General features: G+C 70.9%; 22 protein-coding genes. 21 read left to right on the top strand and 1 reads right to left on the bottom strand.

What is annotated here, in order from left to right; all coding sequences use genetic code 11:
- Positions 1–115: 115 nt before the first annotated feature.
- The 7 genes from aroC (at position 116) to nusB (ending at position 6,539) form a co-directional block, all read left to right on the top strand.
- On the top strand, positions 116–1,300 hold the full coding sequence (aroC, locus tag KVT44_RS06000) for a chorismate synthase (RefSeq protein ID WP_075027550.1): 1,185 nt from the start codon (positions 116–118) through the stop codon (positions 1,298–1,300).
- Positions 1,297–1,815 carry a shikimate kinase gene (locus tag KVT44_RS05995; protein ID WP_217566331.1) on the top strand — a complete coding sequence of 173 codons (519 nt, stop codon included), beginning with the start codon at positions 1,297–1,299 and terminating at the stop codon, positions 1,813–1,815. The genes aroC and KVT44_RS05995 overlap by 4 nt, the downstream gene beginning before the upstream one ends.
- A complete protein-coding gene (gene aroB / locus KVT44_RS05990) occupies positions 1,812–2,903 on the top strand; it encodes a 3-dehydroquinate synthase (protein WP_217566330.1) in 1,092 nt (363 codons plus the stop codon). Before KVT44_RS05995 ends, aroB begins: the two co-directional genes overlap by 4 nt.
- Before the next feature lie 190 nt (positions 2,904–3,093).
- A complete protein-coding gene (locus KVT44_RS05985) occupies positions 3,094–3,963 on the top strand; it encodes a Pro-rich N-terminal domain-containing protein (protein WP_217566329.1) in 870 nt (289 codons plus the stop codon).
- Positions 3,964–4,370: 407 nt separating this feature from the next.
- Positions 4,371–5,477, top strand: coding sequence for an aminopeptidase P family protein (locus tag KVT44_RS05980; RefSeq protein WP_190169789.1), 1,107 nt, complete (start codon positions 4,371–4,373; stop codon positions 5,475–5,477).
- 58 nt (positions 5,478–5,535) lie between these two features.
- Positions 5,536–6,102 carry an elongation factor P gene (gene efp, locus KVT44_RS05975; RefSeq protein WP_010988257.1) on the top strand — a complete coding sequence of 189 codons (567 nt, stop codon included), beginning with the start codon at positions 5,536–5,538 and terminating at the stop codon, positions 6,100–6,102.
- 2 nt (positions 6,103–6,104) lie between these two features.
- The gene (gene nusB / locus KVT44_RS05970) at positions 6,105–6,539 is read left to right on the top strand and encodes a transcription antitermination factor NusB (protein WP_067366002.1); all 435 of its coding nucleotides are present in this window, start codon (positions 6,105–6,107) and stop codon (positions 6,537–6,539) included.
- 415 nt (positions 6,540–6,954) lie between these two features.
- Here the strand turns inward: nusB and bldD are convergent, their stop codons facing one another.
- The gene (gene bldD, locus KVT44_RS05965; protein ID WP_037621142.1) at positions 6,955–7,455 is read right to left on the bottom strand and encodes a transcriptional regulator BldD; all 501 of its coding nucleotides are present in this window, start codon (positions 7,453–7,455) and stop codon (positions 6,955–6,957) included.
- Positions 7,456–7,708: 253 nt separating this feature from the next.
- Here bldD and pyrR point away from each other — a divergent pair, with 253 nt between their 5' ends.
- The 14 genes from pyrR (at position 7,709) to KVT44_RS05895 (ending at position 24,611) form a co-directional block, all read left to right on the top strand.
- Positions 7,709–8,299, top strand: a complete 591-nt coding sequence (pyrR, locus tag KVT44_RS05960) for a bifunctional pyr operon transcriptional regulator/uracil phosphoribosyltransferase PyrR (protein ID WP_217566328.1) — start codon at positions 7,709–7,711, stop codon at positions 8,297–8,299.
- Positions 8,300–8,394: 95 nt separating this feature from the next.
- Positions 8,395–9,372 (top strand): aspartate carbamoyltransferase catalytic subunit, encoded by a 978-nt coding sequence (locus KVT44_RS05955; protein WP_217566327.1) that lies wholly within the window; start codon positions 8,395–8,397, stop codon positions 9,370–9,372.
- 4 nt (positions 9,373–9,376) lie between these two features.
- A complete protein-coding gene (locus tag KVT44_RS05950; protein ID WP_075027544.1) occupies positions 9,377–10,663 on the top strand; it encodes a dihydroorotase in 1,287 nt (428 codons plus the stop codon).
- Complete coding sequence (locus KVT44_RS05945; protein WP_217566326.1) at positions 10,660–11,241, top strand: hypothetical protein; 582 nt, start codon at positions 10,660–10,662, stop codon at positions 11,239–11,241. The genes KVT44_RS05950 and KVT44_RS05945 overlap by 4 nt, the downstream gene beginning before the upstream one ends.
- Positions 11,238–12,395, top strand: coding sequence for a glutamine-hydrolyzing carbamoyl-phosphate synthase small subunit (carA, locus tag KVT44_RS05940; protein WP_190173391.1), 1,158 nt, complete (start codon positions 11,238–11,240; stop codon positions 12,393–12,395). The genes KVT44_RS05945 and carA overlap by 4 nt, the downstream gene beginning before the upstream one ends.
- Complete coding sequence (gene carB / locus KVT44_RS05935; protein WP_099923785.1) at positions 12,388–15,696, top strand: carbamoyl-phosphate synthase large subunit; 3,309 nt, start codon at positions 12,388–12,390, stop codon at positions 15,694–15,696. Before carA ends, carB begins: the two co-directional genes overlap by 8 nt.
- Before the next feature lie 95 nt (positions 15,697–15,791).
- Complete coding sequence (locus tag KVT44_RS05930; protein ID WP_217566325.1) at positions 15,792–16,898, top strand: quinone-dependent dihydroorotate dehydrogenase; 1,107 nt, start codon at positions 15,792–15,794, stop codon at positions 16,896–16,898.
- Positions 16,895–17,737, top strand: a complete 843-nt coding sequence (gene pyrF / locus KVT44_RS05925; protein ID WP_054233982.1) for an orotidine-5'-phosphate decarboxylase — start codon at positions 16,895–16,897, stop codon at positions 17,735–17,737. The genes KVT44_RS05930 and pyrF overlap by 4 nt, the downstream gene beginning before the upstream one ends.
- A gap of 310 nt (positions 17,738–18,047) precedes the next feature.
- Positions 18,048–18,371, top strand: coding sequence for an integration host factor (locus tag KVT44_RS05920; protein ID WP_016638838.1), 324 nt, complete (start codon positions 18,048–18,050; stop codon positions 18,369–18,371).
- Positions 18,372–18,408: 37 nt separating this feature from the next.
- On the top strand, positions 18,409–18,966 hold the full coding sequence (gene gmk, locus KVT44_RS05915) for a guanylate kinase (RefSeq protein ID WP_054233983.1): 558 nt from the start codon (positions 18,409–18,411) through the stop codon (positions 18,964–18,966).
- Positions 18,967–19,013: 47 nt separating this feature from the next.
- Positions 19,014–19,286, top strand: coding sequence for a DNA-directed RNA polymerase subunit omega (gene rpoZ, locus KVT44_RS05910; RefSeq protein ID WP_003982715.1), 273 nt, complete (start codon positions 19,014–19,016; stop codon positions 19,284–19,286).
- Between the two features lie 91 nt (positions 19,287–19,377).
- Positions 19,378–20,580 carry a bifunctional phosphopantothenoylcysteine decarboxylase/phosphopantothenate--cysteine ligase CoaBC gene (gene coaBC / locus KVT44_RS05905; protein ID WP_217566324.1) on the top strand — a complete coding sequence of 401 codons (1,203 nt, stop codon included), beginning with the start codon at positions 19,378–19,380 and terminating at the stop codon, positions 20,578–20,580.
- Between the two features lie 240 nt (positions 20,581–20,820).
- Complete coding sequence (metK, locus tag KVT44_RS05900) at positions 20,821–22,029, top strand: methionine adenosyltransferase (RefSeq protein WP_190173394.1); 1,209 nt, start codon at positions 20,821–20,823, stop codon at positions 22,027–22,029.
- A 434-nt stretch (positions 22,030–22,463) separates the two neighbouring features.
- Entirely contained in the window at positions 22,464–24,611 is a 2,148-nt protein-coding gene (locus KVT44_RS05895) for a primosomal protein N' (protein WP_217566323.1), read from the top strand.
- The last annotated feature ends 61 nt before the right edge of the window (positions 24,612–24,672 follow it).

Here is a 24,672-nt window from a genome sequence, read left to right as displayed (position 1 = left end):
GACGTGGGAGGATCGGAGGTGGCGGGCCCGGGCCGCGCACCCGGTCGCGCCGTCGCCGTACACGAGGACGCGTGTACGCAGCAGCAGTACCAGGGCGCGAGCATGAGGAGCACCGTTGAGCAGGTTGCGCTGGCTGACCGCGGGGGAGTCCCACGGTCCCGCACTTGTCGCGACGCTGGAGGGCCTTCCCGCCGGCGTGCCGATCACCACGGAGATGGTGGCGGACCACCTCGCCCGGCGGCGCCTGGGCTATGGACGCGGTGCCCGGATGAAGTTCGAGCGCGACGAGGTCACCTTCCTGGGCGGTGTCCGGCACGGTCTCACCCTCGGCTCGCCGGTGGCCGTCATGGTCGGCAACACCGAGTGGCCCAAGTGGGAGCAGGTCATGGCGGCGGACCCGGTCGCCCCGGAGATCCTCGCCGAGCTGGCCCGCAACGCCCCGCTGACCCGGCCCCGGCCCGGCCACGCCGACCTCGCGGGTATGCAGAAGTACGGCTTCGACGAGGCCCGGCCGATCCTGGAGCGCGCCTCCGCCCGGGAGACCGCGGCCCGTGTCGCGCTGGGCGCCGTGGCCCGTTCGTACCTGAAGGAGACGGCCGGGATCGAGATCGTCTCGCACGTCGTCGAGTTGGCCGCGGCGAAGGCCCCGTACGGCGTCTACCCCAAGCCCTCGGACGTCGAGAGGCTCGACGCCGACCCGGTGCGCTGCCTCGACGCCGACACGTCGAAGGCGATGGTCGCGGAGATCGACCAGGCCCACAAGGACGGCGACACGCTCGGCGGCGTCGTCGAGGTGCTCGCGTACGGCGTGCCGGTGGGCCTCGGCTCGCACGTGCACTGGGACCGGCGCCTCGACGCCCGGCTCGCGGCCGCGCTCATGGGCATCCAGGCGATCAAGGGTGTCGAGGTCGGCGACGGCTTCGAACTGGCCCGCGTGCCCGGCTCCAAGGCCCACGACGAGATCGTCCACACCGAGGACGGCATCCGTCGCACCTCCGGCCGCTCCGGCGGCACCGAGGGCGGTCTGACCACCGGCGAGCTGCTGCGCGTACGCGCCGCGATGAAGCCGATCGCGACCGTGCCGCGCGCGCTGGCCACGATCGACGTGGCGACCGGCGAGGCCGCCAAGGCCCACCACCAGCGCTCCGACGTCTGCGCGGTCCCGGCCGCCGGAATCGTCGCCGAGGCCATGGTCGCCCTCGTCCTCGCGGACGCGGTGGCCGAGAAATTCGGCGGCGACAGCGTGCCCGAGACGCGGCGCAACGTCGAGTCCTACCTCGAGAACCTGGTCGTGCGGTGACCGCTGGACCACTGGTCGTCCTCGTCGGGCCGATGGGCGTCGGCAAGTCCACCGTCGGCGCGCTGGTCGCGGCCCGGCTCGGCTGCGCCTACCGCGACACGGACGACGACATCGTGGCCGAGCAGGGCCGCACCATCGCCGACATCTTCGTCGACGAGGGCGAGCCGGTCTTCCGCGCCATCGAGAAGAGCGCCGTGCACAAGGCGCTGGCCGAGCACGACGGGGTACTGGCGCTGGGCGGCGGCTCGATCCTCGACGCCGACACCCGCGCGCTGCTCGCCGGACACCGGGTCGTCTACCTCTCCATGGACGTCGAGGAGGCGGTCCAGCGCACCGGCCTGAACGCGGCCCGTCCGCTGCTCGCCGTCAACCCGCGCCGACAGTGGCGCGAGCTGATGGAGGCCCGCCGCCACCTGTACACCGAAGTCGCCCGCGCGGTCGTGCCCACCGACGGCCGCACCCCCGAAGAGGTCGCCCAAGCCGTCCTCGACGCACTGGAGTTGAAGGAAGCATGAGCGAGGCAGTGACGCGTATCCAGGTCGGCGGCACCGCGGGCACCGACCCGTACGAGGTCCTGGTGGGCCGTCAACTCCTCGGTGAACTGGGCGCGTTGATCGGCGACAGAGCCCAGCGGGTCGCGATCATCCACCCCGAGGCCCTCGCCGATACCGGGGACGCGCTCCGCGCCGACCTGGCCGGACAGGGCTTCGAGGCCGTCGCCATCCAGGTGCCCAACGCGGAGGAGGCCAAGACCGCGGAGGTCGCCGCCTACTGCTGGAAGGCGCTCGGCCAGTCCGGCTTCACCCGCACCGACGTCATCGTCGGCGTGGGCGGCGGCGCCACCACCGACCTCGCCGGGTTCGTGGCGGCGACCTGGCTGCGCGGGGTGCGGTGGATCGCCGTTCCCACCACCGTGCTCGGCATGGTGGACGCGGCGGTCGGCGGCAAGACCGGCATCAACACCGCCGAGGGCAAGAACCTCGTCGGCTCCTTCCACCCGCCCGCGGGCGTGCTCTGCGACCTGGCCGCGCTCGACTCGCTGCCGGTCAACGACTTCGTCTCCGGGCTCGCGGAGATCATCAAGGCCGGCTTCATCGCCGACCCGGTGATCCTGGAGCTCATCGAGTCCGACCCCGAGGCGGCACGGACGCCCGCGGGCCCGCACACCGCCGAGCTCATCGAGCGCTCCATCAAGGTGAAGGCCGAGGTCGTCTCCGGCGACCTCAAGGAGTCGGGGCTCCGCGAGATCCTCAACTACGGCCACACCCTCGCGCACGCCATCGAGAAGAACGAGCGCTACAAGTGGCGGCACGGCGCGGCCGTCTCCGTCGGCATGCACTTCGCCGCCGAACTGGGCCGACTGGCGGGTCGGCTGGACGACGCGACCGCCGACCGCCACCGCACGATCCTGGAGTCCGTCGGCCTCCCGCTCAGCTACCGCTACGACCAGTGGCCCAAGCTGCTGGAGAACATGAAGGTCGACAAGAAGTCCCGCGGCAACCTGCTGCGCTTCATCGTCCTCGACGGGCTGGCCAAGCCGACCGTCCTGGAGGGCCCCGACCCGGCGGTGCTCCTCGCCGCTTACGGCGAAGTGGGGGAGTAGCTCCCAACGGGCCCCTACTTGGCCCTGTTTGCCCTCCGCTCATGGGCACTCCCCAGCTTCCCCGGCCGTTCACACAACGACGGCCGGGGAAGGTACCGTTCGGTACCGAGCGGGAGGCTCCGCTCGTCGGCGTCAAATCGCCTGCCGCGAGCGAATGGGCGAAAAGATTCACGAGACGGAGTGGCACCGGATGCAGCACGCAGTGGGGGCTCCGCTGCCGCCGCCCCACCAGCCGGGGCAAGGACCCGCCGCCGGCTGGTCGCCGGCCGCACAGCACCCGGGACACCCGGGCGGACCCGCCGGTCCGGCGCCCACGAGCCCACCCGCCCCCGGCTTCACCGGTCCGCCGCCGGGACATCCGGCGCCCCCCTCGCACCTGCCGCATCCCGCGCCCCCGCAGCACGCCCCCGCAGCGCCCATCCCCGACACGACGGGTCATGTGCAGTTGCCCCCGGGCGGCCCGGTCGCCATGCCCAGCGCCCCGGGAGCCCCCGACCCCGCGGCGACCACCCTGGCCGTGCTGCTCATCGGGCCCGCGGGTGCGGGCAAGACGAGCGTCGCCAAGTACTGGGCGGACCACCGCCGGGTGCCGACCGCCCACATCAGCCTCGACGACGTACGGGAATGGGTGCGCTCGGGCTTCGCCGATCCGCAGTCGGGGTGGAACGACCATTCGGAGGCGCAGTACCGCCTGGCCCGCCGCACCTGCGGCTTCGCCGCGCGGAACTTCCTGGCGAACGGCATCTCCTGCATCCTCGACGACGCGGTCTTCCCGGACCGTCCGGTCGTCGGCCTCGGCGGCTGGAAGCGACACGTCGGGCCGGGGTTGCTGCCGGTGGTGTTGTTGCCGGGCCTGGAGATAGTCCTGGAGCGCAACGCCGAGCGCTCCGGAAACCGCCGCCTGACCGACGAGGAAGTCGCCCGTATCCACGGCCGGATGGCCGGCTGGTACGGCTCAGGGCTCCCCATCATCGACAACTCCCAGCTCGACGTCCCGTCCACGGCCCGCGTCCTGGACGAGGTCCTGGCCCGCTCCATCGCGAGCCCACCGCAGTGGTAGCCCCGCGGCACCGGCGGTAGCCCGTCGGCGACACGGCGTCGGTGGAGGAGCGTTGGGCGGCCGGCGGCACAGCGTCTTCGGCGACCCCGTCGGGGGTGCCACGTCCTTGGTGTCGCCCCCCCCGCCGATGTCTGGAAGGCCATGGCGCGGCGCGCGCCGGCCTCCGGCGGCGCAGCGCGGCCGACGGCCCCAGGATTATCGCCGGGGTATGTGCCTCCGACGTGCCGGCCCCCTGGGGCGGCGCCCCGCGAGTCGGGTCGCGCCGCCTGTCGGGCCCCGTTGATCGCGGTCGCGGAACCAGCCCCCTGGCCCCCGCCCGCGGTGCCTCCGTCTCACCGTCGACCGCCTACCGCCCATCCGGCCCCGCTGGAACGGCGACATCGCGTCGACGCTCGTAGGCTCGATTTATGTCAGAGGTGTACGCGGCGCGACGCGAGCGGCTTCGGGAGCGCTGTGCGGCGGGCGGCAGCGCGACGGCGCTCGTCACCCGCCCGGCCAACGTGAGGTACCTCGCGGGCGCGGCCCCGCGCGGTGCCGTCCTCCTGCTGGGCAGCAGTGAGGACCTGCTGCTCTGCGGCGCTCCGCCGAGCGGCGAGGCCGACGAGGGGCGTCCCGACGAGGCGCTGCGCGTGCAGGTGCTGCCGCGCGCCGGGAGCGACGCGGCGGTGGCCGCCGCCGAAGCAGCCATCGCCCAGGGCGCCGACTCCCTGGCGGTCGAGGAGCACCACCTCACCGTGGCCCGGCATCGGGCCATCGGCTCGGTGGCACCCGGGCTGCGCCTCGCCGACCTGGGCGGTGCGGTGGAGCAGCTGCGGGTGATCAAGGACGAGGAGGAGATCTCCTGTCTGCGGATCGGCGCCGAGATCGCCGACCAGGCTCTCGGGGAGCTCCTCGAATCGATCCTCGTCGGCCGCACCGAGCGGCATCTCGCGCTGGAGCTGGAGCGCCGGCTCGTCGACCACGGTGCCGACGGCCCCGCCTTCGCGACCTCCGTCGGCACCGGCCCGAACTCCGGGCGGCGCGGGCACCGGCCCAGCGACCGGCGCGTCGAGGAGGGAGATTTCCTTTCCGTCTGCCTCGGCGCGACCTACCGCGGATACCGCTGTGAAATCGGCCGTACCTTTGTGATCGGCACGTCGCCCGCCGACTGGCAGATCGAGTTGTACGACCTCGTCTTCGCCGCCCAGCGGGCCGGACGCGAGGCGCTGGTACCCGGCGCCGCCTACCGTGACGTGGACCGGGCCGCACGCCAGGTGCTCGACTCCGCGGGCCACACGGAAGGCCTTCCTGCACTGATCGGGCACGGTGTGGGGCTCGAAATCGACGAGGACCCGCAGCTGGCCCCCGCGGCCATGGGTAAACTGGACACTTGCGTGCCGGTCACCGTCGAACCGGGGGTCCACCTCCCGGGCCGGGGCGGTGTCAGGATCGATGACACGCTCGTCGTACGCCCCGAGGCGGACGGCGGACCCGAGCTACTCACCATCACGACCAAGGAACTGCTCGCGCTGTAGCCAATCGCTACGCGCGTGTCCCGGGGTCGTCCACGTCAGTCCAGGAGATTCCGCAACCGTGGCTTCCACGAACGACCTCAAGAACGGCCTGGTGCTCAAGCTCGACGGAGGCCAGCTCTGGTCCGTCGTCGAGTTCCAGCACGTCAAGCCCGGCAAGGGCCCGGCCTTCGTGCGCACCAAGCTGAAGAACGTGCTCTCCGGCAAGGTCGTCGACAAGACGTTCAACGCCGGCGTCAAGGTCGAGACGGCCACGATCGACAAGCGCGACATGCAGTTCTCGTACATGGACGGCGAGTACTTCGTCTTCATGGACATGGACACGTACGACCAGCTGATGGTCGACCGCAAGTCCGTCGGCGACGCCGCCAACTTCCTGATCGAGGGCTTCACCGCCACCGTGGCGCAGCACGAGGGCGAGGTGCTCTTCGTCGAGCTGCCGGCCGCCGTCGAGCTCGTCATCCAGGAGACCGAGCCGGGTGTCCAGGGCGACCGCTCCACCGGCGGCACCAAGCCCGCCACCCTGGAGACCGGTCACCAGATCCAGGTCCCCCTCTTCATCACCACCGGTGAGAAGATCAAGGTCGACACCCGCACGAGCGACTACCTCGGCCGGGTGAACAGCTAACCGTGGCTGCCCGCAACACGGCCCGCAAGCGCGCCTTCCAGATCCTCTTCGAGGGCGACCAGCGCGGCGTGGACGTCCTGACGGTCCTCGCGGACTGGATCCGGCATTCCCGGACCGACACCCGGCAGCCGCCGGTCAGCGAGTACACGATGGAGCTGGTCGAGGGCTACGCCACCAAGGCGAAGCGGATCGACGAGCTCATCGCGACATACGCCGTCGACTGGACGCTGGACAGGATGCCGGTCGTCGACCGCAACATCCTGCGCCTCGGCGCCTACGAGCTGATCTGGGTCGACGGGACCCCCGACGCCGTGGTCCTCGACGAGGCGGTGCAGTTGGCGAAGGAGTTCTCCACGGACGAGTCGCCCTCGTTCGTGAACGGCCTGCTGGGCCGTCTGAAGGACCTGAAGCCGTCGCTGCGCCGCGACGAGGCCTAGGCCCTGTCGTCGAATTCCCGTCTGCCCCGCGACGCCATGCACGCGCCCCCAAGTTCTCGGCTTCGCTCGAACAGGGAGGGACCCCCTTCGCCGCACCGGGCACAGACCCAAGTACATCCAGTACGAGGGCCTGTGCCCGGCACGCCGAGAGCACGCACCTGACGCCGCAGGGCCCGCCCTCCGGGCGGACGACGGGAATTCGACGACAGGACCTAGCGCGTACGGCGCCGGTGGTCCGTACGCGCCCGTAGACGACGTACGAAAACGCCGGGGGGCCCGCAGCACGTCCGCTGCGGGCCCTCCGGCGTTCCCGTACCCATCGGGCTCCGGAGGCCCGCACAAAGCCGCCGGGGTGGCCGGAACACATGGTTCCGGCCACCCCGGCGGCACGTTTCTGCTGAACTCCTCGAAGGGATCAGCCCTCGTCGTGGGCGACGGCGCGGCGCGCGTCCGCGTCCAGCACGCCCCAGCTGATCAGCTGCTCGGTGAGGACCGAGGGCGACTGGTCGTAGATGACGGCGAGGGTGCGCAGGTCGTCCTGGCGGATCGACAGCACCTTGCCGTTGTAGTCACCGCGCTGGGACTGGATCGTCGCGGCGTAGCGCTGCAGCGGACCCGCCTTCTCGGCCGGCACGTGGGCCAGCCGCTCCAGGTCGAGGACGAGCTTCGGCGGCGGCTCGGCGGCTCCGCCAGGAGTGGTGCCGGGCAGCAGCTCCTGCACGGGAACCCCGTAAAAATCCGCCAGTTCGGCGAGGCGCTGCACGGTGACGGCGCGGTCGCCGCGCTCGTACGACCCGACCACGACCGCCTTCCAGCGTCCCTGTGACTTCTCCTCGACTCCGTGGAGGGAAAGGCCCTGCTGGGTGCGGATGGCCCGGAGCTTGGCCCCGAGCTGTTTGGCGTATTCGCTGGACATATAGCTCCCCGGACGCTGTATCAACGTGCGGCTCCGCCGCGCGGCTGGTGACTCTGGTGACTCACTGTGAGGTTACGCAGCGTTACTCTCCCCCGTCAAGCCGAATGGTCCGGACCGACCTTCGCGCGGGAGTCACCGGCGGTGGCCCACGGGGTGGTGATCAGGCGCGTTGCCGGGCTGGTACCGTGGATGGCGCAAATCCGACGTCCTTTAATGATCCGTCCCGTGAGGCGGAGAAGGAGGTCCGTTTCGTATGGACACCGAGCAGGACAAACAGCAGTACGAAGCCGATGCGCGGCCCGTTCTGGAAGCCCCCGACATCGCGCGGGTGCTGACCCGCATCGCCCACGAGATCGTCGAACGCGCCAAGGGTGCCGACGACGTGGTGCTCCTCGGCATTCCGACCCGGGGCGTCTTCCTGGCCCGCAGACTGGCCGACAAGCTCGAAGAGATCACCGATCGCAAGATCCCGGTCGGCTCGCTCGACATCACCATGTACCGCGACGACCTGCGCATGCACCCGCCGCGTGCGCTGGCCCGCACCGAGATCCCCGGTGACGGCATCGACGGCCGCCTGGTCGTCCTCGTCGACGACGTGCTCTTCTCCGGCCGCACCATCCGCGCCGCGCTCGACGCGCTGAACGACATGGGCCGGCCGCGCGCCGTGCAGCTCGCGGTCCTCGTCGACCGCGGCCACCGTGAACTGCCCATCCGCGCCGACTACGTCGGCAAGAACCTCCCCACGTCGTTGCGGGAGACGGTCAAGGTCCAGCTCGCCGAGGAGGACGGTCGCGACACCGTGCTGCTCGGTGCGAAGCGGACCTCCCCGGACGCACAGCAGTAGCACTCCGGAGTACGCCACCGCCGTACGCCCCCGAGTGCGCTCCTCGCGCGCCCGCCTGCCCGAATTCTCCTGAACTGCCTTACGGAGCCTGACAGATGCAGCGTCATCTCATCTCGGCCGCCGACCTCACCCGCGACGACGCCGTCCTGATCCTCGACACCGCCGAGGAGATGGCCCGGGTCGCCGACCGGCCGATCAAAAAGCTGCCGACCCTGCGCGGCCGGACCGTCGTCAACCTCTTCTTCGAGGACTCGACCCGTACCCGGATCTCCTTCGAGGCCGCCGAGAAGCGCCTCTCCGCGGACGTCATCAACTTCACCGCCAAGGGGTCCTCGGTGTCCAAGGGGGAGTCCCTGAAGGACACCGCCCAGACCCTCGAGGCCATGGGCGTCGACGCCGTCGTCATCCGGCACGGCGCCTCCGGAGCCCCGTACCGGCTCGCCACCTCCGGCTGGATCGACGCCGCCGTCATCAACGCGGGTGACGGCACCCACCAGCACCCCACACAGGCCCTGCTCGACGCCTTCACCATGCGCCGCCGCCTGGTCGGCCGCGACGCCGGGATCGGCCGGGACCTGTCCGGCAAGCGCATCACGATCGTCGGCGACATCCTGCACAGCCGGGTCGCCCGCTCCAACGTCGACCTGCTGCACACCCTCGGCGCCGAGGTCACCCTCGTCGCCCCGCCCACCCTGGTGCCGGTCGGCGTGGAGTCCTGGCCCTGCGAGATCTCCTACGACCTCGACAGGACCCTCTCCAAGTCCGACGCGGTGATGATGCTGCGCGTCCAGCGCGAGCGGATGAACGCGGCGTTCTTCCCGACCGAGCGCGAGTACTCGCGGCGCTACGGCCTCGACGGCGACCGCATGGCGAAGATGCCCGAGCACGCCATCGTGATGCACCCCGGCCCGATGGTCCGCGGCATGGAGATCACCGCCGAGGTCGCCGACTCCGATCGCTGCACCGTCGTCGAGCAGGTCGCGAACGGCGTCTCGATCCGCATGGCCGTGCTCTACCTGCTCCTGGGCGGCAACGAGCCCGCCGTCACCCACACCCGTACCGAGGAGAAGTAAGAACATGAGCAAGATCCTGATCCGTGGTGCGAAGGTGCTCGGGGGCGAGCCGCAGGACGTACTGATCGACGGTGCCGTGATCGAGGCGGTCGGTACCGGTCTCCCGGACGAGGGCGCCGAGGTCGTCGAGGCCGACGGCAAGGTCCTCCTGCCGGGCCTCGTCGACCTGCACACCCATCTGCGGGAGCCCGGTCGTGAGGACTCCGAGACCGTCCTGACCGGTACGCGCGCGGCGGCGAGCGGCGGCTACACCGCCGTGTTCGCCATGGCCAACACCTTCCCGGTCGCCGACACCGCCGGTGTGGTCGAGCAGGTCTACCGGCTCGGCCAGGAGCACGGCTACTGCGACGTGCAGCCCATCGGCGCCGTCACGGTCGGCCTGGAGGGCAAGAAGCTCGCCGAGCTGGGCGCGATGCACGAGTCCGCGGCCGGCGTCACGGTCTTCTCGGACGACGGCAAGTGCGTGGACGACGCGGTGATCATGCGCCGGGCCCTGGAGTACGTGAAGGCCTTCGGCGGTGTGGTCGCGCAGCACGCGCAGGAGCCCCGCCTCACCGAGGGCGCCCAGATGAACGAGGGCGTCGTCTCCGCCGAGCTGGGGCTCGGGGGCTGGCCCGCGGTGGCCGAAGAATCGATCATCGCCCGGGATGTCCTGCTCGCCGAGCACGTCGGCTCGCGCGTCCACATCTGCCACCTGTCGACCGCCGGCAGCGTCGAGATCGTGCGCTGGGCCAAGTCCCGCGGCATCGACGTCACCGCCGAGGTCACCCCGCACCATCTCCTCCTCACCGACGAGCTGGTCCGCACGTACGACCCGGTCTACAAGGTCAACCCGCCGCTGCGCACCGAGCGCGACGTGACGGCGCTGCGCGAGGCGCTCGCCGACGGCACGATCGACATCGTCGCCACCGACCACGCGCCGCACCCGCACGAGGACAAGGACTGCGAGTGGGCCGCCGCCGCCATGGGCATGGTGGGGCTCGAGACCGCGCTCTCCGTCGTCCAGCAGACGATGGTGGAGACCGGGCTGCTGGACTGGGCCGGCGTCGCCGACCGCATGTCCTTCAAGCCCGCCCGGATCGGGCAGGCCGCGGGCCACGGCCGTCCCGTCTCGGCAGGTGAGCCCGCCAACCTCACGCTCGTCGACACGGCATACCGTGGGGCCGTGGACCCCGCGGGCTTCGCCTCGCGCAGCCGCAACACTCCCTACGAGGGCCGTGAGCTGCCGGGCCGGGTCACGCACACCTGGCTGCGGGGCAAGGCCACCCTCGTCGACGGGAAGCTCGCGTGACACCTCTCATCCCGATGGCCGCCTCCATGGCTGCCGAACAGAAGTCGGCCGAAGTGACCGACTGGGCCGCCCGGATCGGCTGGCTCGTCGGCCTCGTCCTGTTCGTCGCCCTCGTCTACTGGCTGATGCGCGAGGGCTGGAAGTGGCGCGGCACCCTTCAGAGTGACCTGCCGGAGCTGCCCACCGCGCCGGAAGACCCCGGCCCGGTGAAACTGAGCATGAGCGGCCGCTACCACGGCTCCACCACCGCCGGGCAGTGGCTGGACCGCATCGTGGCGCACGGCCTGGGCACTCGAAGCCGGGTCGAGCTCACGCTGACGGACGCGGGACTGGACGTCGTACGCCCCGGCGCCACCGACTTCTTCATCCCGGCCGAGGCACTGCGCGAGACCCTGCTCGGCAAGGGCATCGCCGGGAAGGTCCTCAGTGAGGGCGGTCTGCTCGTCGTCACCTGGGCGCACGGCGACAAGCTGATCGACTCCGGGTTCCGCTCCGACCGCGCGGCCGAGCACACCGAGTGGGTCGACACCCTGAACAACATGATCAACATGAGCACCAAGACGGAAGGCGCACGATGACGACCTCCAACCAGGGAGCCGCCTCGCAGAGGCACAAGGCAGCTCCCGCCGTACTCGTCCTGGAGGACGGCCGGACCTTCCGCGGCCGCGCCTACGGGGCCGCGGGGGTGACCTTCGGCGAGGCCGTGTTCTCCACCGGGATGACCGGCTACCAGGAGACCCTCACCGACCCGTCGTACCACCGCCAGGTCGTCGTCATGACCGCCCCGCACGTCGGCAACACCGGTGTCAACGACGAGGACCCCGAGTCGAAGCGGATCTGGGTCGCCGGCTACGTCGTCCGCGACCCCGCGCGCGTGCCCTCCAACTGGCGCGCCCGGCGCTCGCTGGACGAGGAACTGCGCAGCCAGGGTGTCGTCGGCATCAGCGGTATCGACACCCGCGCCCTCACCCGTCACCTGCGTGAGCGCGGCGCCATGCGCGTCGGCATCTTCTCCGGCAACGCGCTGCCCGACGAGGGCACCATGCTCGCCGAGGTGCGCCAGGCGCCCGAGATGAAGGGCGCGAACCTCGCCGCCGAGGTCGCCACCAAGGAGACGTACGTCGTCCCCGCCATCGGCGAGAAGAAGTTCACCGTCGCCGCCGTCGACCTGGGCATCAAGGGCATGACCCCGCACCGCATGGCCGAGCGCGGCATCGAGGTGCACGTGCTGCCCGCCACGGCCACGGTCGAGGACGTGTACGCCGTGAACCCCGACGGGGTCTTCTTCTCCAACGGCCCCGGTGACCCGGCCACCGCCGACGGTCCCGTCGCCGTCATGCGGGAGGTCCTCGCCCGCAGGACCCCGCTCTTCGGCATCTGCTTCGGCAACCAGATCCTGGGCCGCGCCCTCGGCTTCGGCACGTACAAGCTGAAGTACGGCCACCGCGGCATCAACCAGCCGGTCCAGGACCGTACGACCGGCAAGGTCGAGGTCACCGCGCACAACCACGGCTTCGCCGTCGACGCGCCGCTCGACAAGGTCTCCGAGACCCCCTACGGCCGCGCCGAGGTCTCCCACGTCTGCCTGAACGACCAGGTCGTCGAGGGGCTCCACCTCCTCGACCAGCCGGCCTTCAGCGTCCAGTACCACCCCGAAGCGGCAGCCGGCCCGCACGACGCCGCCTACCTGTTCGACCGCTTCGTTTCCCTGATGGAGGGCCAGCGTGCCTAAGCGCACCGATATCCAGTCCGTCCTGGTCATCGGCTCCGGCCCGATCGTCATCGGCCAGGCCGCCGAGTTCGACTACTCCGGCACCCAGGCGTGCCGCATCCTGCGCGCCGAGGGCCTGAGGGTCATCCTGGTCAACTCCAACCCGGCGACGATCATGACGGACCCGGAGATCGCCGACGCCACCTACGTCGAGCCGATCACCCCCGAGTTCGTCGAGAAGATCATCGCCAAGGAGCGCCCGGACGTCCTGCTGCCGACGCTCGGCGGCCAGACGGCCCTCAACACCGCGATCTCCATGCACGAGCAGGGTGTGCTGGAGAAGTACGGCGTCGAGCTGATCGGCGCCAACGTCGAGGCGATCAACAAGGGCGAGGACCGCGACCTCTTCAAGGGCGTCGTCGAGGCCGTCCGCGCGAAGATCGGGCACGGCGAGTCCGCCCGGTCCGTGATCTGCCACTCCATGGACGACGTGCTCGCGGGCGTCGAGACGCTCGGCGGCTACCCCGTCGTCGTCCGGCCCTCCTTCACCATGGGCGGCGCCGGCTCCGGCTTCGCCCACGACGAGGAGGAGCTGCGCCGGATCGCCGGTCAGGGCCTCACGCTCTCCCCGACCACCGAGGTGCTCCTGGAGGAGTCCATCCTCGGCTGGAAGGAGTACGAGCTGGAGCTGATGCGCGACAAGAACGACAACGTCGTGGTCGTCTGCTCCATCGAGAACTTCGATCCCATGGGCGTCCACACCGGCGACTCCATCACGGTCGCCCCGGCGATGACGCTGACCGACCGCGAGTACCAGCGACTGCGCGACATCGGCATCGCGATCATCCGCGAGGTCGGCGTCGACACCGGCGGCTGCAACATCCAGTTCGCGGTCAACCCCGTCGACGGCCGCATCATCGTCATCGAGATGAACCCGCGCGTCTCGCGGTCCTCGGCGCTCGCCTCCAAGGCCACCGGCTTCCCGATCGCCAAGATCGCGGCCAAGCTCGCCGTCGGCTACACGCTCGACGAGATCCCGAACGACATCACGGAGAAGACCCCGGCCTCCTTCGAGCCGACGCTCGACTACGTGGTCGTGAAGGCCCCGCGCTTCGCCTTCGAGAAGTTCCCGTCCGCCGACTCCACCCTGACGACCACCATGAAGTCGGTCGGCGAGGCCATGGCGATCGGCCGCAACTTCACCGAGGCGCTGCAGAAGGCGCTGCGGTCGCTGGAGAAGAAGGGCAGCCAGTTCACGTTCGTCGGCGAGCCCGGTGACAAGGCTCTTCTCTTGGAAGAGGCCGTGCGGCCCACCGACGGCCGGATCAACTCCGTCATGCAGGCGATCCGCGCGGGCGCCACGCCCGAGGAGGTCTTCGAGTCGACGAAGATCGACCCGTGGTTCGTCGACCAGCTCTTCCTGATCAAGGAGATCGCGGACGAGCTGGGCGCCGCCGACAAGCTCGACCCCGAGCTGCTCGCCGAGGCCAAGCGGCACGGCTTCTCCGACGCCCAGATCGCCGAGATCCGCGGGCTGCGCGAGGACGTGGTGCGCGAGGTGCGGCACGCGCTGGGTGTGCGCCCGGTGTACAAGACGGTCGACACCTGCGCCGCCGAGTTCGCGGCGAAGACGCCGTACTTCTACTCCTCGTACGACGAGGAGACGGAGGTCGCGTCGCGCGAGAAGCCCGCGGTGATCATCCTGGGTTCCGGTCCGAACCGCATCGGCCAGGGCATCGAGTTCGACTACTCCTGCGTCCACGCCTCCTTCGCGCTCAGCGACGCGGGCTACGAGACCGTGATGGTCAACTGCAACCCCGAGACCGTCTCCACGGACTACGACACCTCCGACCGTCTGTACTTCGAGCCGCTGACGCTCGAGGACGTGCTGGAGATCGTCCACGCGGAGTCGCTGGCCGGCCCGATCGCCGGTGTGATCGTCCAGCTCGGCGGCCAGACCCCGCTGGGCCTGGCCCAGGCGCTCAAGGACAACGGCGTGCCGGTCGTCGGTACGTCCCCCGAGGCGATCCACGCCGCCGAGGACCGCGGCGCCTTCGGACGCGTCCTCGCGGAGGCCGGTCTCCCGGCCCCCAAGCACGGCACCGCCACCACCTTCGCCGAGGCCAAGGCCATCGCGGACGAGATCGGCTACCCGGTCCTCGTACGGCCGTCGTACGTCCTCGGCGGGCGCGGCATGGAGATCGTGTACGACGAGACCCGGCTGTCGTCCTACATCGCCGAGTCCACCGAGATCAGCCCCTCCCGGCCGGTCCTCGTCGACCGCTTCCTCGACGACGCGATCGAGATCGACGTGGACGCGCTGTACGACGGCGAGGAGCTGTACCTCGGCGGCGTGATGGAGCACATCGAGGAGGCCGGCATCCACTCCGGCGACTCGGCGTGCGCGCTGCCGCCGATCACGCTGGGCGGCTTCGACATCAAGCGGCTGCGGGCCTCCACGGAGGCCATCGCGAAGGGTGTCGGGGTCCGTGGCCTGATCAACATCCAGTTCGCGATGGCGGGCGACATCCTGTACGTCCTCGAAGCCAACCCGCGAGCCTCGCGCACGGTCCCCTTCACCTCGAAGGCGACCGCGGTGCCGCTGGCGAAGGCCGCCGCCCGGATCTCGCTGGGCGCGACCGTCGCCGAACTGCGGGCGGAGGGGCTGCTCCCCGCGCACGGAGACGGCGGCGAGCTGCCGCTCGACGCGCCGATCTCCGTCAAGGAGGCCGTCATGCCGTGGTCGCGCTTCCGCGACATCCACGGACGCGGCGTCGACACCGTCCTCGGCCCGGAGATGCGCTCCACCGGTGAGGTCATGGGCATCGACTCCGTCTTCGGCACGGCGTACGCCAAGTCCCAGGCGGGCGCCTACGGTCCGCTGCCGACCAAGGGCCGCGCCTTCATCTCGGTCGCCAACCGCGACAAGCGCTCGATGATCTTCCCGGCGCGCGAGCTGGTCGCGCACGGCTTCGAGCTGCTGGCCACCTCCGGCACAGCCGAGGTGCTCAAGCGCAACGGCATCAACGCGACAGTCGTGCGCAAGCAGTCCGAGGGCACAGGACCGAACGGCGAGCGGACCATCGTCCAGCTGATCCACGACGGCGAGGTCGACCTCATCGTCAACACGCCGTACGGCACCGGTGGCCGCCTCGACGGCTACGAGATCCGTACGGCCGCGGTCGCACGCTCCGTGCCCTGCCTGACGACCGTCCAGGCACTCGCCGCCGCCGTCCAGGGCATCGACGCGCTCAACCACGGCGACGTGGGCGTGCGCTCACTCCAGGAACACGCCGAACATCTGACAGCGGCCCGCGACTAGAAGCCCTGAGGGGGACACCGGAAACGGTGTCCCCCTCTTCATGAGGCTCATGAGGCTTCACGAGGACACCGAGAGCTTCAAGAGGACACTGAGACATGTACAAGCTTTTCTTCCGCCTGGTCTTCAAGCGGATGGACCCCGAGCAGGCCCACCACCTCGCCTTCCGCTGGATCCGGCTCGCCGCCCGTATCCCCGTATTGCGTACGTTCGTCGCCGCCGCGCTCGCGCCCCGCCACAAGGAGCTGCGGACCGAGGCGTTCGGCCTGCGGATGCACGGTCCCTTCGGACTCGCGGCGGGCTTCGACAAGAACGCCGTCGCGATCGACGGGATGTCGATGCTCGGCTTCGACCACATCGAGATCGGCACGGTCACCGGGGAGCCGCAGCCGGGCAATCCCAAGAAGCGGCTGTTCCGCCTTGTGCCGGACCGGGCGCTGATCAACCGCATGGGGTTCAACAACGAGGGCTCCGTGGCCGTCAGCGAGCGCCTGGGGGCCCGTACGCCCGTCTTCAGGACCGTCGTGGGCGTCAACATCGGCAAGACCAAGGTCGTCCCCGAGGAGGAGGCCGTCGGCGACTACGTGAAGTCGACCGAGCGGCTCGCCCGGCACGCGGACTACCTCGTGGTGAACGTGAGCTCGCCGAACACGCCCGGCCTGCGCAACCTCCAGGCCACCGAGGCACTGCGGCCGCTGCTGAGCGCCGTCCGCGAGGCCGCCGACCGCGCGGTCACCGACCGGCGTGTGCCGCTGCTCGTCAAGATCGCGCCCGACCTCGCCGACGAGGACGTGGACGCGGTCGCCGACCTCGCCGTCGAGCTCGGCCTGGACGGGATCATCGCCACGAACACCACCATCGCGCGCGAAGGACTCGGTTTGAAGTCCGAACCCTCGCTCGTCGAGGAGACCGGCGGACTCTCGGGCGCGCCGCTGAAGGCACGCTCCCTGGAGGTGCTGCGCCGCCTCTACGCGCGCGTGGGCGACCGGATCACCCTGGTGGGCGTCGGTGGCATCGAGAACGCCGAGGACGCCTGGCAGCGCATCCTGGCCGGCGCCACGCTGGTCCAGGGGTACAGCGCGTTCATCTACGAGGGCCCCTTCTGGGGCCGGGCGATCCACAAGGGGCTCGCCGCCCGCCTCCGTACCAGCCCGTACGCCACCCTCGCCGACGCGGTCGGCGCCGACGTGAGGAAGTCCGCATGAGCCTGGAACCCTTTGGCGCACGTCTTCGCCGTGCCATGGACGAGCGCGGCCCGCTGTGCGTCGGGATCGACCCGCACGCCTCGCTGCTCACCGACTGGGGCCTGAACGACGACATCGCGGGCCTGGAGCGGTTCAGCCGCACCGTCGTCGAGGCGCTGGCCGAGCGGGTCGCGGTCCTCAAGCCGCAGAGCGCGTTCTTCGAGCGGTTCGGGTCGCGGGGCATCGCCGTCCTGGAGAAGTCGGTCGAGGAGGCGCGGGCGGCCGGGGCGCTGGTCGTGATGGACGCCAAGCGCGGCGACATCGGCTCGACCATGGCCGCGTACGCGGAGACCTTCCTGCGCAAGGACGCGCCGCTCTTCTCGGACGCGCTGACCGTGTCGCCGTATCTGGGCTACGGCTCGCTCAAGCCCGCGGTGGACCTGGCGCGGGAGAGCGGGGCCGGGCTCTTCGTCCTCGCGCTCACCTCGAACCCGGAGGGTGGCGAGGTGCAGCACGCGGTCCGCGGGGACGGCCGTAACGTCGGAGCGACCATGCTGGCCCACCTCGCCGCCGAGAACGCGGGAGAGACACCCCTGGGGTCCTTCGGCGCGGTCGTCGGCGCCACGCTGGGCGATCTCTCCTCCTACGACCTGGACATCAACGGACCGCTCCTGGCGCCCGGCATCGGCGCTCAGGGAGCCACGGCGGCCGATCTGGCGGGCGTCTTCGGGGCGGCGGTGCGCAATGTCGTGCCGAACGTGAGCCGGGGTGTTCTTCGTCACGGTCCCGACGTGGTCGCGCTGCGTGCGTCCGCCGAGCGCTTCGCGGAGGAGATCAGAGCCGCTGTGACGGCCGCCTGAGTCCTCCGACAGCCGTTCGGGAGTCCTCCGATGAGTGCCTTCGGAACGCCGCGAGTCTGAATACATCCTCAAATCCGGGGCAGTATGTCGTAAATGTCCGGCTCCAGGGAGGCTGACCAGGACTTTTCCGCTGTTCTCGCTGACTCCGGCGCACTTGCCCGCTAGTCTCCGTCGAGTGGGGCCACCTCCCACACTTTCAAGGCAGTGGGGGAGAACGGGCAAGCGTGTTGCTCGTAGCTCCCCAGGTGTGGGGCGACTAGGTTCCTCACCGGTCCGTATCCGACAGTTCGACATCCGAGGTGACGTAGGCGTGGCTCTTCCGCCCCTTACCCCTGAACAGCGCGCAGCCGCGCTCGAAAAGGCCGCCGCGGCTCGCCGGGAGCGGGCCGAGGTCAAGAATCGACTCAAGCACTCCGGCGCCTCCCTTCACGAGGTCATCAAGCAGGGTCAGGAGAACGACGTCATCGGCAAGATGAAGGTCTCCGCTCTCCTGGAGTCCCTGCCGGGCGTGGGCAAGGTCCGCGCCAAGCAGATCATGGAGCGACTCGGTATCTCCGAGAGCCGCCGCGTACGCGGCCTCGGCTCGAACCAGATCGCTTCTCTGGAGCGTGAGTTCGGCGGCTCCGGCGCCTGAGTCCTGGGCACACCGGGATTGCTGGAATAATCGCTGCATGAGTGAACGTCCGCGGCTGACCGTGCTCTCCGGCCCCTCTGGGGTCGGCAAGAGCACGGTCGTCGCCCATATGCGCAAGGAACACCCCGAGGTCTGGCTCTCGGTGTCGGCGACGACCCGCAAGCCGCGCCCCGGTGAGAAGCATGGAGTCCACTACTTCTTCGTCTCCGACGAGGAGATGGACAAGCTGATCGCCAACGGCGAGCTGCTGGAGTGGGCCGAATTCGCCGGCAACCGCTACGGGACGCCGCGTGCCGCCGTCCTGGAGCACCTGGAGTCGGGTGTGCCCGTCCTCCTGGAGATCGACCTCCAGGGTGCACGGCAGGTCCGCGAGTCCATGTCGGAGGCCCTGCTCGTGTTCCTGGCTCCGCCCTCCTGGGACGAGCTGGTGCGCAGGCTCACCGGACGGGGCACCGAACCGCCCGAGGTGATCGAGCGCCGCCTGGAGGCGGCCAAGATCGAACTGGCGGCCGAGCCGGAGTTCGATGTCACCCTGGTCAACACCTCCGTCGAGGACGTGGCGCGTGAGCTGCTAGCCTTGGTAGAAGTTGTTTGATCTTTCAGGTCACTTTTAGGTCATTTCCACCTTTCGGAAGGCAGAGCGTGTCCTCTTCCATTACCGCTCCCGAGGGCATCATCAACCCTCCGATCGACGAGCTCCTCGAGGCCACCGACTCGAAGTACAGCCTCGTGATCTACGCGGCCAAGCGCGCCCGTCAGATCAACGCGTACTACTCGCAGCTCGGCGAGGGCCTCCTCGAGTACGTCGGTCCGCTCGTCGACACCCACGTCCACGAGAAGCCGCTGTCGATCGCCCTGCGCGAGATCAATGCGGGTCTGCTGACGTCCGAGGCCGTCGAGGGCCCCGCGCAGTAGTCGTTCAATCGCTCATCCCAGGCCCGGCGGCGCGACCGCCGGGCCTGTGGTGTGTCATGGAGTCGTACGTTTCCGAGCTCGGGGAGAGACGGTGGACAAGCCCAAGGTCGTGCTGGGGGTCAGCGGTGGCATCGCCGCGTACAAGGCCTGTGAGCTGCTGCGCAGGCTGACGGAGTCGGGCCACGACGTTCGCGTCGTCCCCACCGCCTCCGCGCTGCACTTCGTCGGCGCCGCCACCTGGTCCGCGCTCTCCGGCCACCCCGTCTCCACCGAGGTCTGGTCGGACGTCCACGAGGTCCCGCACGTCCGCATCGGACAGCACGCGGACCTGGTGGTGGTGGCCCCCGCGACGGCCGACATGCTCGCCAAGGCCGCCCACGGCCTGGCCGACGACCTCCTCACCAACACCCTGCTCACGGCCCGCTGCCCGGTCGTCTTCGCGCCCGCCATGCACACCGAGATGTGGGAGCACCCGGCCACCCAGGAGAACGTGGCGACGCTGCGCCGCCGCGGCGCCGTCGTCATCGAGCCCGCGGTGGGGCGCCTGACCGGTGTCGACACCGGCAAGGGGCGGCTGCCCGAGCCCGCGGAGATCTTCGAGGTCTGCCGCCGGGTGCTCGCCCGCGGTGTGACCGAGCCCGATCTGGCGGGCCGCCACGTCGTCGTCAGCGCCGGCGGTACCCGTGAGCCCCTCGACCCCGTCCGCTTCCTCGGCAACCGCTCCTCCGGCAAGCAGGGGTACGCCCTGGCGCGCACGGCGGCCGCGCGGGGCGCCCGGGTCACGCTGATCGCCGCGAACACCGGACTGCCGGACCCGGCGGGCGTGGACGTGGTGCAGGTCGGGACGGCCGTGCAGCTGCGCGAGGCGGTCCTCAAGGCGGCCTCGGACGCCGACGCCGTGGTGATGGCGGCGGCGGTGGCGGACTTCCGCCCGGCCGCCTATGCGGCCGGGAAGATCAAGAAGAAGGACGACCAGGAACCGGAGCCGATCGTTCTGGTCCGCAATCCGGACATCCTCGCGGAGATCTCGGCGGACCGTCCCCGCCCCGGCCAGGTGGTCGTCGGTTTCGCCGCCGAGACGGACGACGTCCTCGCCAACGGTCGTACGAAGCTGGCGCGCAAGGGGTGCGATCTTCTCGTCGTGAACGAGGTGGGGGAGCGCAAGACCTTCGGTGCCGAGGAGAACGAGGCCGTGGTGCTGGGGGTCGACGGCAGTGAGACCCCGGTGCCGTACGGACCCAAGGAGGCTTTGGCCGAGATGGTGTGGGACCTGGTGAGACGCCGCCTGGTGTGAATGTCTCATTAACCCCAGCCGCCGCGTCCATCAGCGTGAAATCGCCCGTGGGGACCCTGGTGGAGAACGATCGGCATGGCGCAGAATGCCCGTGCCGCAGGTCACAGGGCTTCCGAGAAGCGAGACAGGGGGGCCTGTGGGTGAGTGCGACCGATAAACTGTTCTCGGACGACGCCGAGCGCAGCTCTCGTCCCGTCCACCAATGATCAGCCAGCAGCCGCTGCAACCACAGGGAGCGTTGTGTCCCGTCGCCTGTTCACCTCGGAGTCCGTGACCGAGGGTCACCCCGACAAGATCGCTGACCAGATCAGCGACACCATTCTCGATGCTCTTCTGCGCGAGGACCCGACGTCCCGGGTCGCCGTGGAGACGCTGATCACGACCGGCCTGGTGCACGTGGCCGGCGAGGTAACGACCAAGGCGTACGCGCCGATCGCCCAGCTGGTCCGCGACAAGATCCTGGAGATCGGTTACGACTCGTCGAAGAAGGGCTTCGACGGAGCTTCCTGTGGTGTCTCGGTGTCGATCGGCTCGCAGTCGCCCGACATCGCGCAGGGTGTCGACACGGCGTACGAGAACCGGGTCGAGGGCGACGAGGACGAGCTCGACAAGCAGGGCGCGGGCGACCAGGGCCTGATGTTCGGGTACGCGACGGACGAGACCCCGAACCTGATGCCGCTCCCGATCCACCTCGCGCACAAGCTCTCGCGCAGGCTGTCCGAGGTCCGCAAGAACGGGACCATCCCGTACCTGCGCCCCGACGGCAAGACCCAGGTCACCATCGAGTACGACGGCGACAAGGCGGTCCGCCTGGACACGGTCGTCGTCTCCTCGCAGCACGCGTCGGACATCGACCTCGACTCCCTCCTCGCTCCCGACATCCGCGAGTTCGTGGTCGAGCCGGAGCTCAAGGCTCTCCTCGACGACGGCATCAAGCTGGAGACCGAGGGCTACCGCCTCCTGGTGAACCCGACCGGCCGCTTCGAGATCGGCGGCCCGATGGGCGACGCCGGCCTCACCGGCCGCAAGATCATCATCGACACGTACGGCGGCATGGCCCGCCACGGCGGCGGCGCCTTCTCCGGCAAGGACCCGTCCAAGGTCGACCGCTCCGCCGCCTACGCCATGCGCTGGGTCGCCAAGAACGTCGTCGCCGCGGGCCTCGCCTCCCGCTGCGAGGTCCAGGTCGCCTACGCCATCGGCAAGGCCGAGCCCGTCGGTCTCTTCGTCGAGACCTTCGGCACCGCCAAGGTCGACGCCGAGAAGATCGAGACCGCCATCGCCGAGGTCTTCGACCTCCGCCCGGCGGCCATCATCCGCGACCTCGACCTGCTGCGCCCGATCTACTCCCAGACGGCCGCCTACGGCCACTTCGGCCGCGAACTGCCCGACTTCACGTGGGAGCGCACGGACCGCGTGGAGGCCCTGCGCAAGGCCGTCGGTCTGTAAGCAACGCCTGCACGGTGAGGCCCGGTACCCCTTCGGGGGCGCCGGGCCTCACCGTTTCCCGGCGGGAGTCCGCGAGGGGCCGGGCGCGGCGGGTGGGTAAATCGGTGGTGCGGGTGGGGTCGGGGTTCGTAGGGTCGGGGTCTCCCGGTGCGATGGCCGCGGTTACTTCGGTGGAGTGCGCCCAGGGCGCGCGGTGATTCTGGATCATGGTCCGCTGCCGCTTGGAACTCGGGAGAACTGACGCCGTGGCGTCCGGTGCGATGGTCGCGGATACTTCCGGGTGATCCCCTCGCAGGTTCGAATCCTGCTGCCGGTCCTTGGACCGGTATGGCCGAGTGGCCCATGGCAGAAGCGCCCTCGGGGCGTTCGTGATCCGTGGCCGGTCTGATCTCGGGCGCGCGGCGGTGTCAGTGGGGTCTGGTAGGAATGTTGCTGTGAGCAGCGCGAACGGGTGGGGTGAGGGTGGCGCGGAGGGCGCGCCGCCCGAGCAGCTTGCGTTGATTCGGGAAGGGGTGCGGCAGGCCAGGGCCCCCAAGGCGAAGCCGCGGACGTGGCGGGGGGCGAAGCTCGCCGAGGAGCTGCCTGTCGCACGGGTCCTCGTCGACAAGGGTGTGCTGCACCTCGACCGGTATTTCGACTACGCCGTGCCCGCCGAGCTGGACGCCGAGGCGCAGCCGGGCGTGCGGGTCCGGGTGCGGTTCGGGGCCGGGCGGCACCGGGTGCGGGACGGCCGGCGTGAGGGCGGGGGGCTGATCGACGGGTTCCTCGTCGAGCGGCTCGCCGAGTCCGACTACTCCGGGCCGCTCGCCGCGCTCGCGCAGGTCGTGTCGCCCGAGCCCGTGCTCGGGCCCGAGCTGCTGGGGCTCGCGCGCGCCGTCGCCGACCGGTACGCGGGGAGCCTCGCGGACGTGCTGCAGCTCGCCGTCCCGCCGCGCAACGCGCGGGCCGAACAGAAGCCCTCGCCCGCGCCGCTTCCTCCGCCCGGCATACCCGAGACCGGTTCCTGGACGCGATACGGGCGGGGGGCGGCTTTCCTCGAGTCGCTCGCCGCGGGCGGGGCACCGCGGGCCGTGTGGAACGCGTTGCCGGGGCCCGGCTGGGCCGAGGAGATCGCCAGAGCCGTGGGCGCGACGCTCGCCTCGGGGCGGGGCGCGCTCGTCGTCGTCCCGGACGGCCGGGCCGTCACACGGGTGGACGCCGCGCTGTCCGCCGTACTGGGGGAGGGGCAGCACGCGGTGCTCACGGCCGAGGCCGGGCCCGAGAAGCGGTATCGCGAGTGGCTGGCCGTGCGGCGTGGGTCCGTACGGGCCGTCGTGGGGACCCGGGCCGCCATGTTCGCGCCCGTACGGGATCTGGGACTCGTCGTCATCTGGGACGACGGCGACGACAGCCACAGCGAGCAGCACGCGCCGCAGCCGCATGCCCGGGAAGTGCTGCTGCTGCGGGCCGCCCATGACAAGTGCGCTTTCCTGTTGGGGAGTTGGGGCTGCACGGTCGAGGCGGCGCAGCTGGTCGAGAGCGGGTGGGCGCTGCCGCTGGTCGCCGAGCGGGAGCAGGTGCGGGCGAGCGCGCCGCTCGTGCGGACCGTGGGAGACGGGGACCTCGCGCGGGACGAGGCGGCGCGGGCCGCCCGGCTGCCGACCCTCGCCTGGCAGGTGGTGAGGGACGGCCTGCGGCACGGGCCCGTACTGGTGCAGGTCCCGCGGCGTGGGTACGTACCGCGGATGGCCTGTGCGCAGTGCCGGGCGCCGGCCCGCTGCCGGCACTGCGCGGGACCGCTGGAGGCGCGGGACGCCGGGGCGCTGCTGTGCACGTGGTGCGGGCGGGACGAGGCGGCCTGGCACTGTCCCGAGTGCGGTGGGTTCCGACTGCGGGCCCAGGTCGTGGGCGCGCGGCGGACCGCGGAGGAGCTGGGGCGGGCGTTTCCGGCCGTGCCCGTGCGGACGTCGGGACGCGAGCAGGTGCTCGACACGGTCCCGGGTGCGCCCGCGCTCGTCGTGAGCACGCCGGGGGCCGAGCCCGTCGCCGAGGGCGGGTACGCGGCCGCGTTGCTGCTCGACGGCTGGACGATGCTGTCGCGGCCCGATCTGCGGGCCGGCGAGGACGCGCTGCGACGGTGGATCGGCGCGGCGGCGCTGGTCCGCGGGCAGGGGGCGGGGGGCACGGTCGTGGTCGTCGCGGAGCCGACCCTGCGACCCGTGCAGGCGCTCGTACGGTGGGATCCCGTCGGACACGCGGTGCGGGAGCTCGCCGAGCGGGCCGAGCTCGGATTCCCGCCGGTGTCCCGGATGGCGGCCGTGTCGGGTACGGCGGAGGCGCTCGCCGGGTTCCTCGCCGTGGTCGAGCTTCCGGGCGACGCGGAGGTGCTGGGGCCGGTGCCGCTGCCCGTCACGCAGGCCGGGGGACCGCGGCGGGTGGGGGCGCCGCCGCCGGGGGAGCAGTGGGAGCGGGCGCTCGTTCGGGTGCCGCCGGGGAGCGGGGCGGCGCTGGCGGCCGCGCTGAAGGCCGCCCAGGCGGCGCGGATGGCGCGGGGCGTGAGTGAGCCCGTACGGATTCGGATCGATCCGCCGGACATCGGGTGACGAGCGTCGGTCCGCCCCCGTCCAGGCCGCCCCGACCTGGGCCGCCTCCCGGCTTCGATGG

Origin of the sequence: Streptomyces sp. GbtcB7, assembly GCF_019091445.1 — a bacterium.
GTDB lineage: Bacteria > Actinomycetota > Actinomycetes > Streptomycetales > Streptomycetaceae > Streptomyces > Streptomyces mirabilis.
The sequence above is the reverse complement of the archived record's forward strand: the minus strand, read 5'-3'. Positions and strand labels throughout refer to the sequence as shown.

What these genes read in the sequence shown, in the direction of transcription:
- aroB (WP_217566330.1), top strand. Translation starts at nt 1,812, where the DNA reads ATGAGCGAGGCAGTGACGCGTATCCAGGTCGGCGGCACCGCGGGCACC.
- KVT44_RS05985 (WP_217566329.1), top strand. Translation starts at nt 3,094, where the DNA reads ATGCAGCACGCAGTGGGGGCTCCGCTGCCGCCGCCCCACCAGCCGGGG.
- KVT44_RS05980 (WP_190169789.1), top strand. Translation starts at nt 4,371, where the DNA reads ATGTCAGAGGTGTACGCGGCGCGACGCGAGCGGCTTCGGGAGCGCTGT.
- bldD (WP_037621142.1), bottom strand. Translation starts at nt 7,455, where the DNA reads ATGTCCAGCGAATACGCCAAACAGCTCGGGGCCAAGCTCCGGGCCATC.
- pyrR (WP_217566328.1), top strand. Translation starts at nt 7,709, where the DNA reads ATGGACACCGAGCAGGACAAACAGCAGTACGAAGCCGATGCGCGGCCC.
- KVT44_RS05955 (WP_217566327.1), top strand. Translation starts at nt 8,395, where the DNA reads ATGCAGCGTCATCTCATCTCGGCCGCCGACCTCACCCGCGACGACGCC.
- KVT44_RS05950 (WP_075027544.1), top strand. Translation starts at nt 9,377, where the DNA reads ATGAGCAAGATCCTGATCCGTGGTGCGAAGGTGCTCGGGGGCGAGCCG.
- carA (WP_190173391.1), top strand. Translation starts at nt 11,238, where the DNA reads ATGACGACCTCCAACCAGGGAGCCGCCTCGCAGAGGCACAAGGCAGCT.
- KVT44_RS05930 (WP_217566325.1), top strand. Translation starts at nt 15,792, where the DNA reads ATGTACAAGCTTTTCTTCCGCCTGGTCTTCAAGCGGATGGACCCCGAG.
- pyrF (WP_054233982.1), top strand. Translation starts at nt 16,895, where the DNA reads ATGAGCCTGGAACCCTTTGGCGCACGTCTTCGCCGTGCCATGGACGAG.
- gmk (WP_054233983.1), top strand. Translation starts at nt 18,409, where the DNA reads ATGAGTGAACGTCCGCGGCTGACCGTGCTCTCCGGCCCCTCTGGGGTC.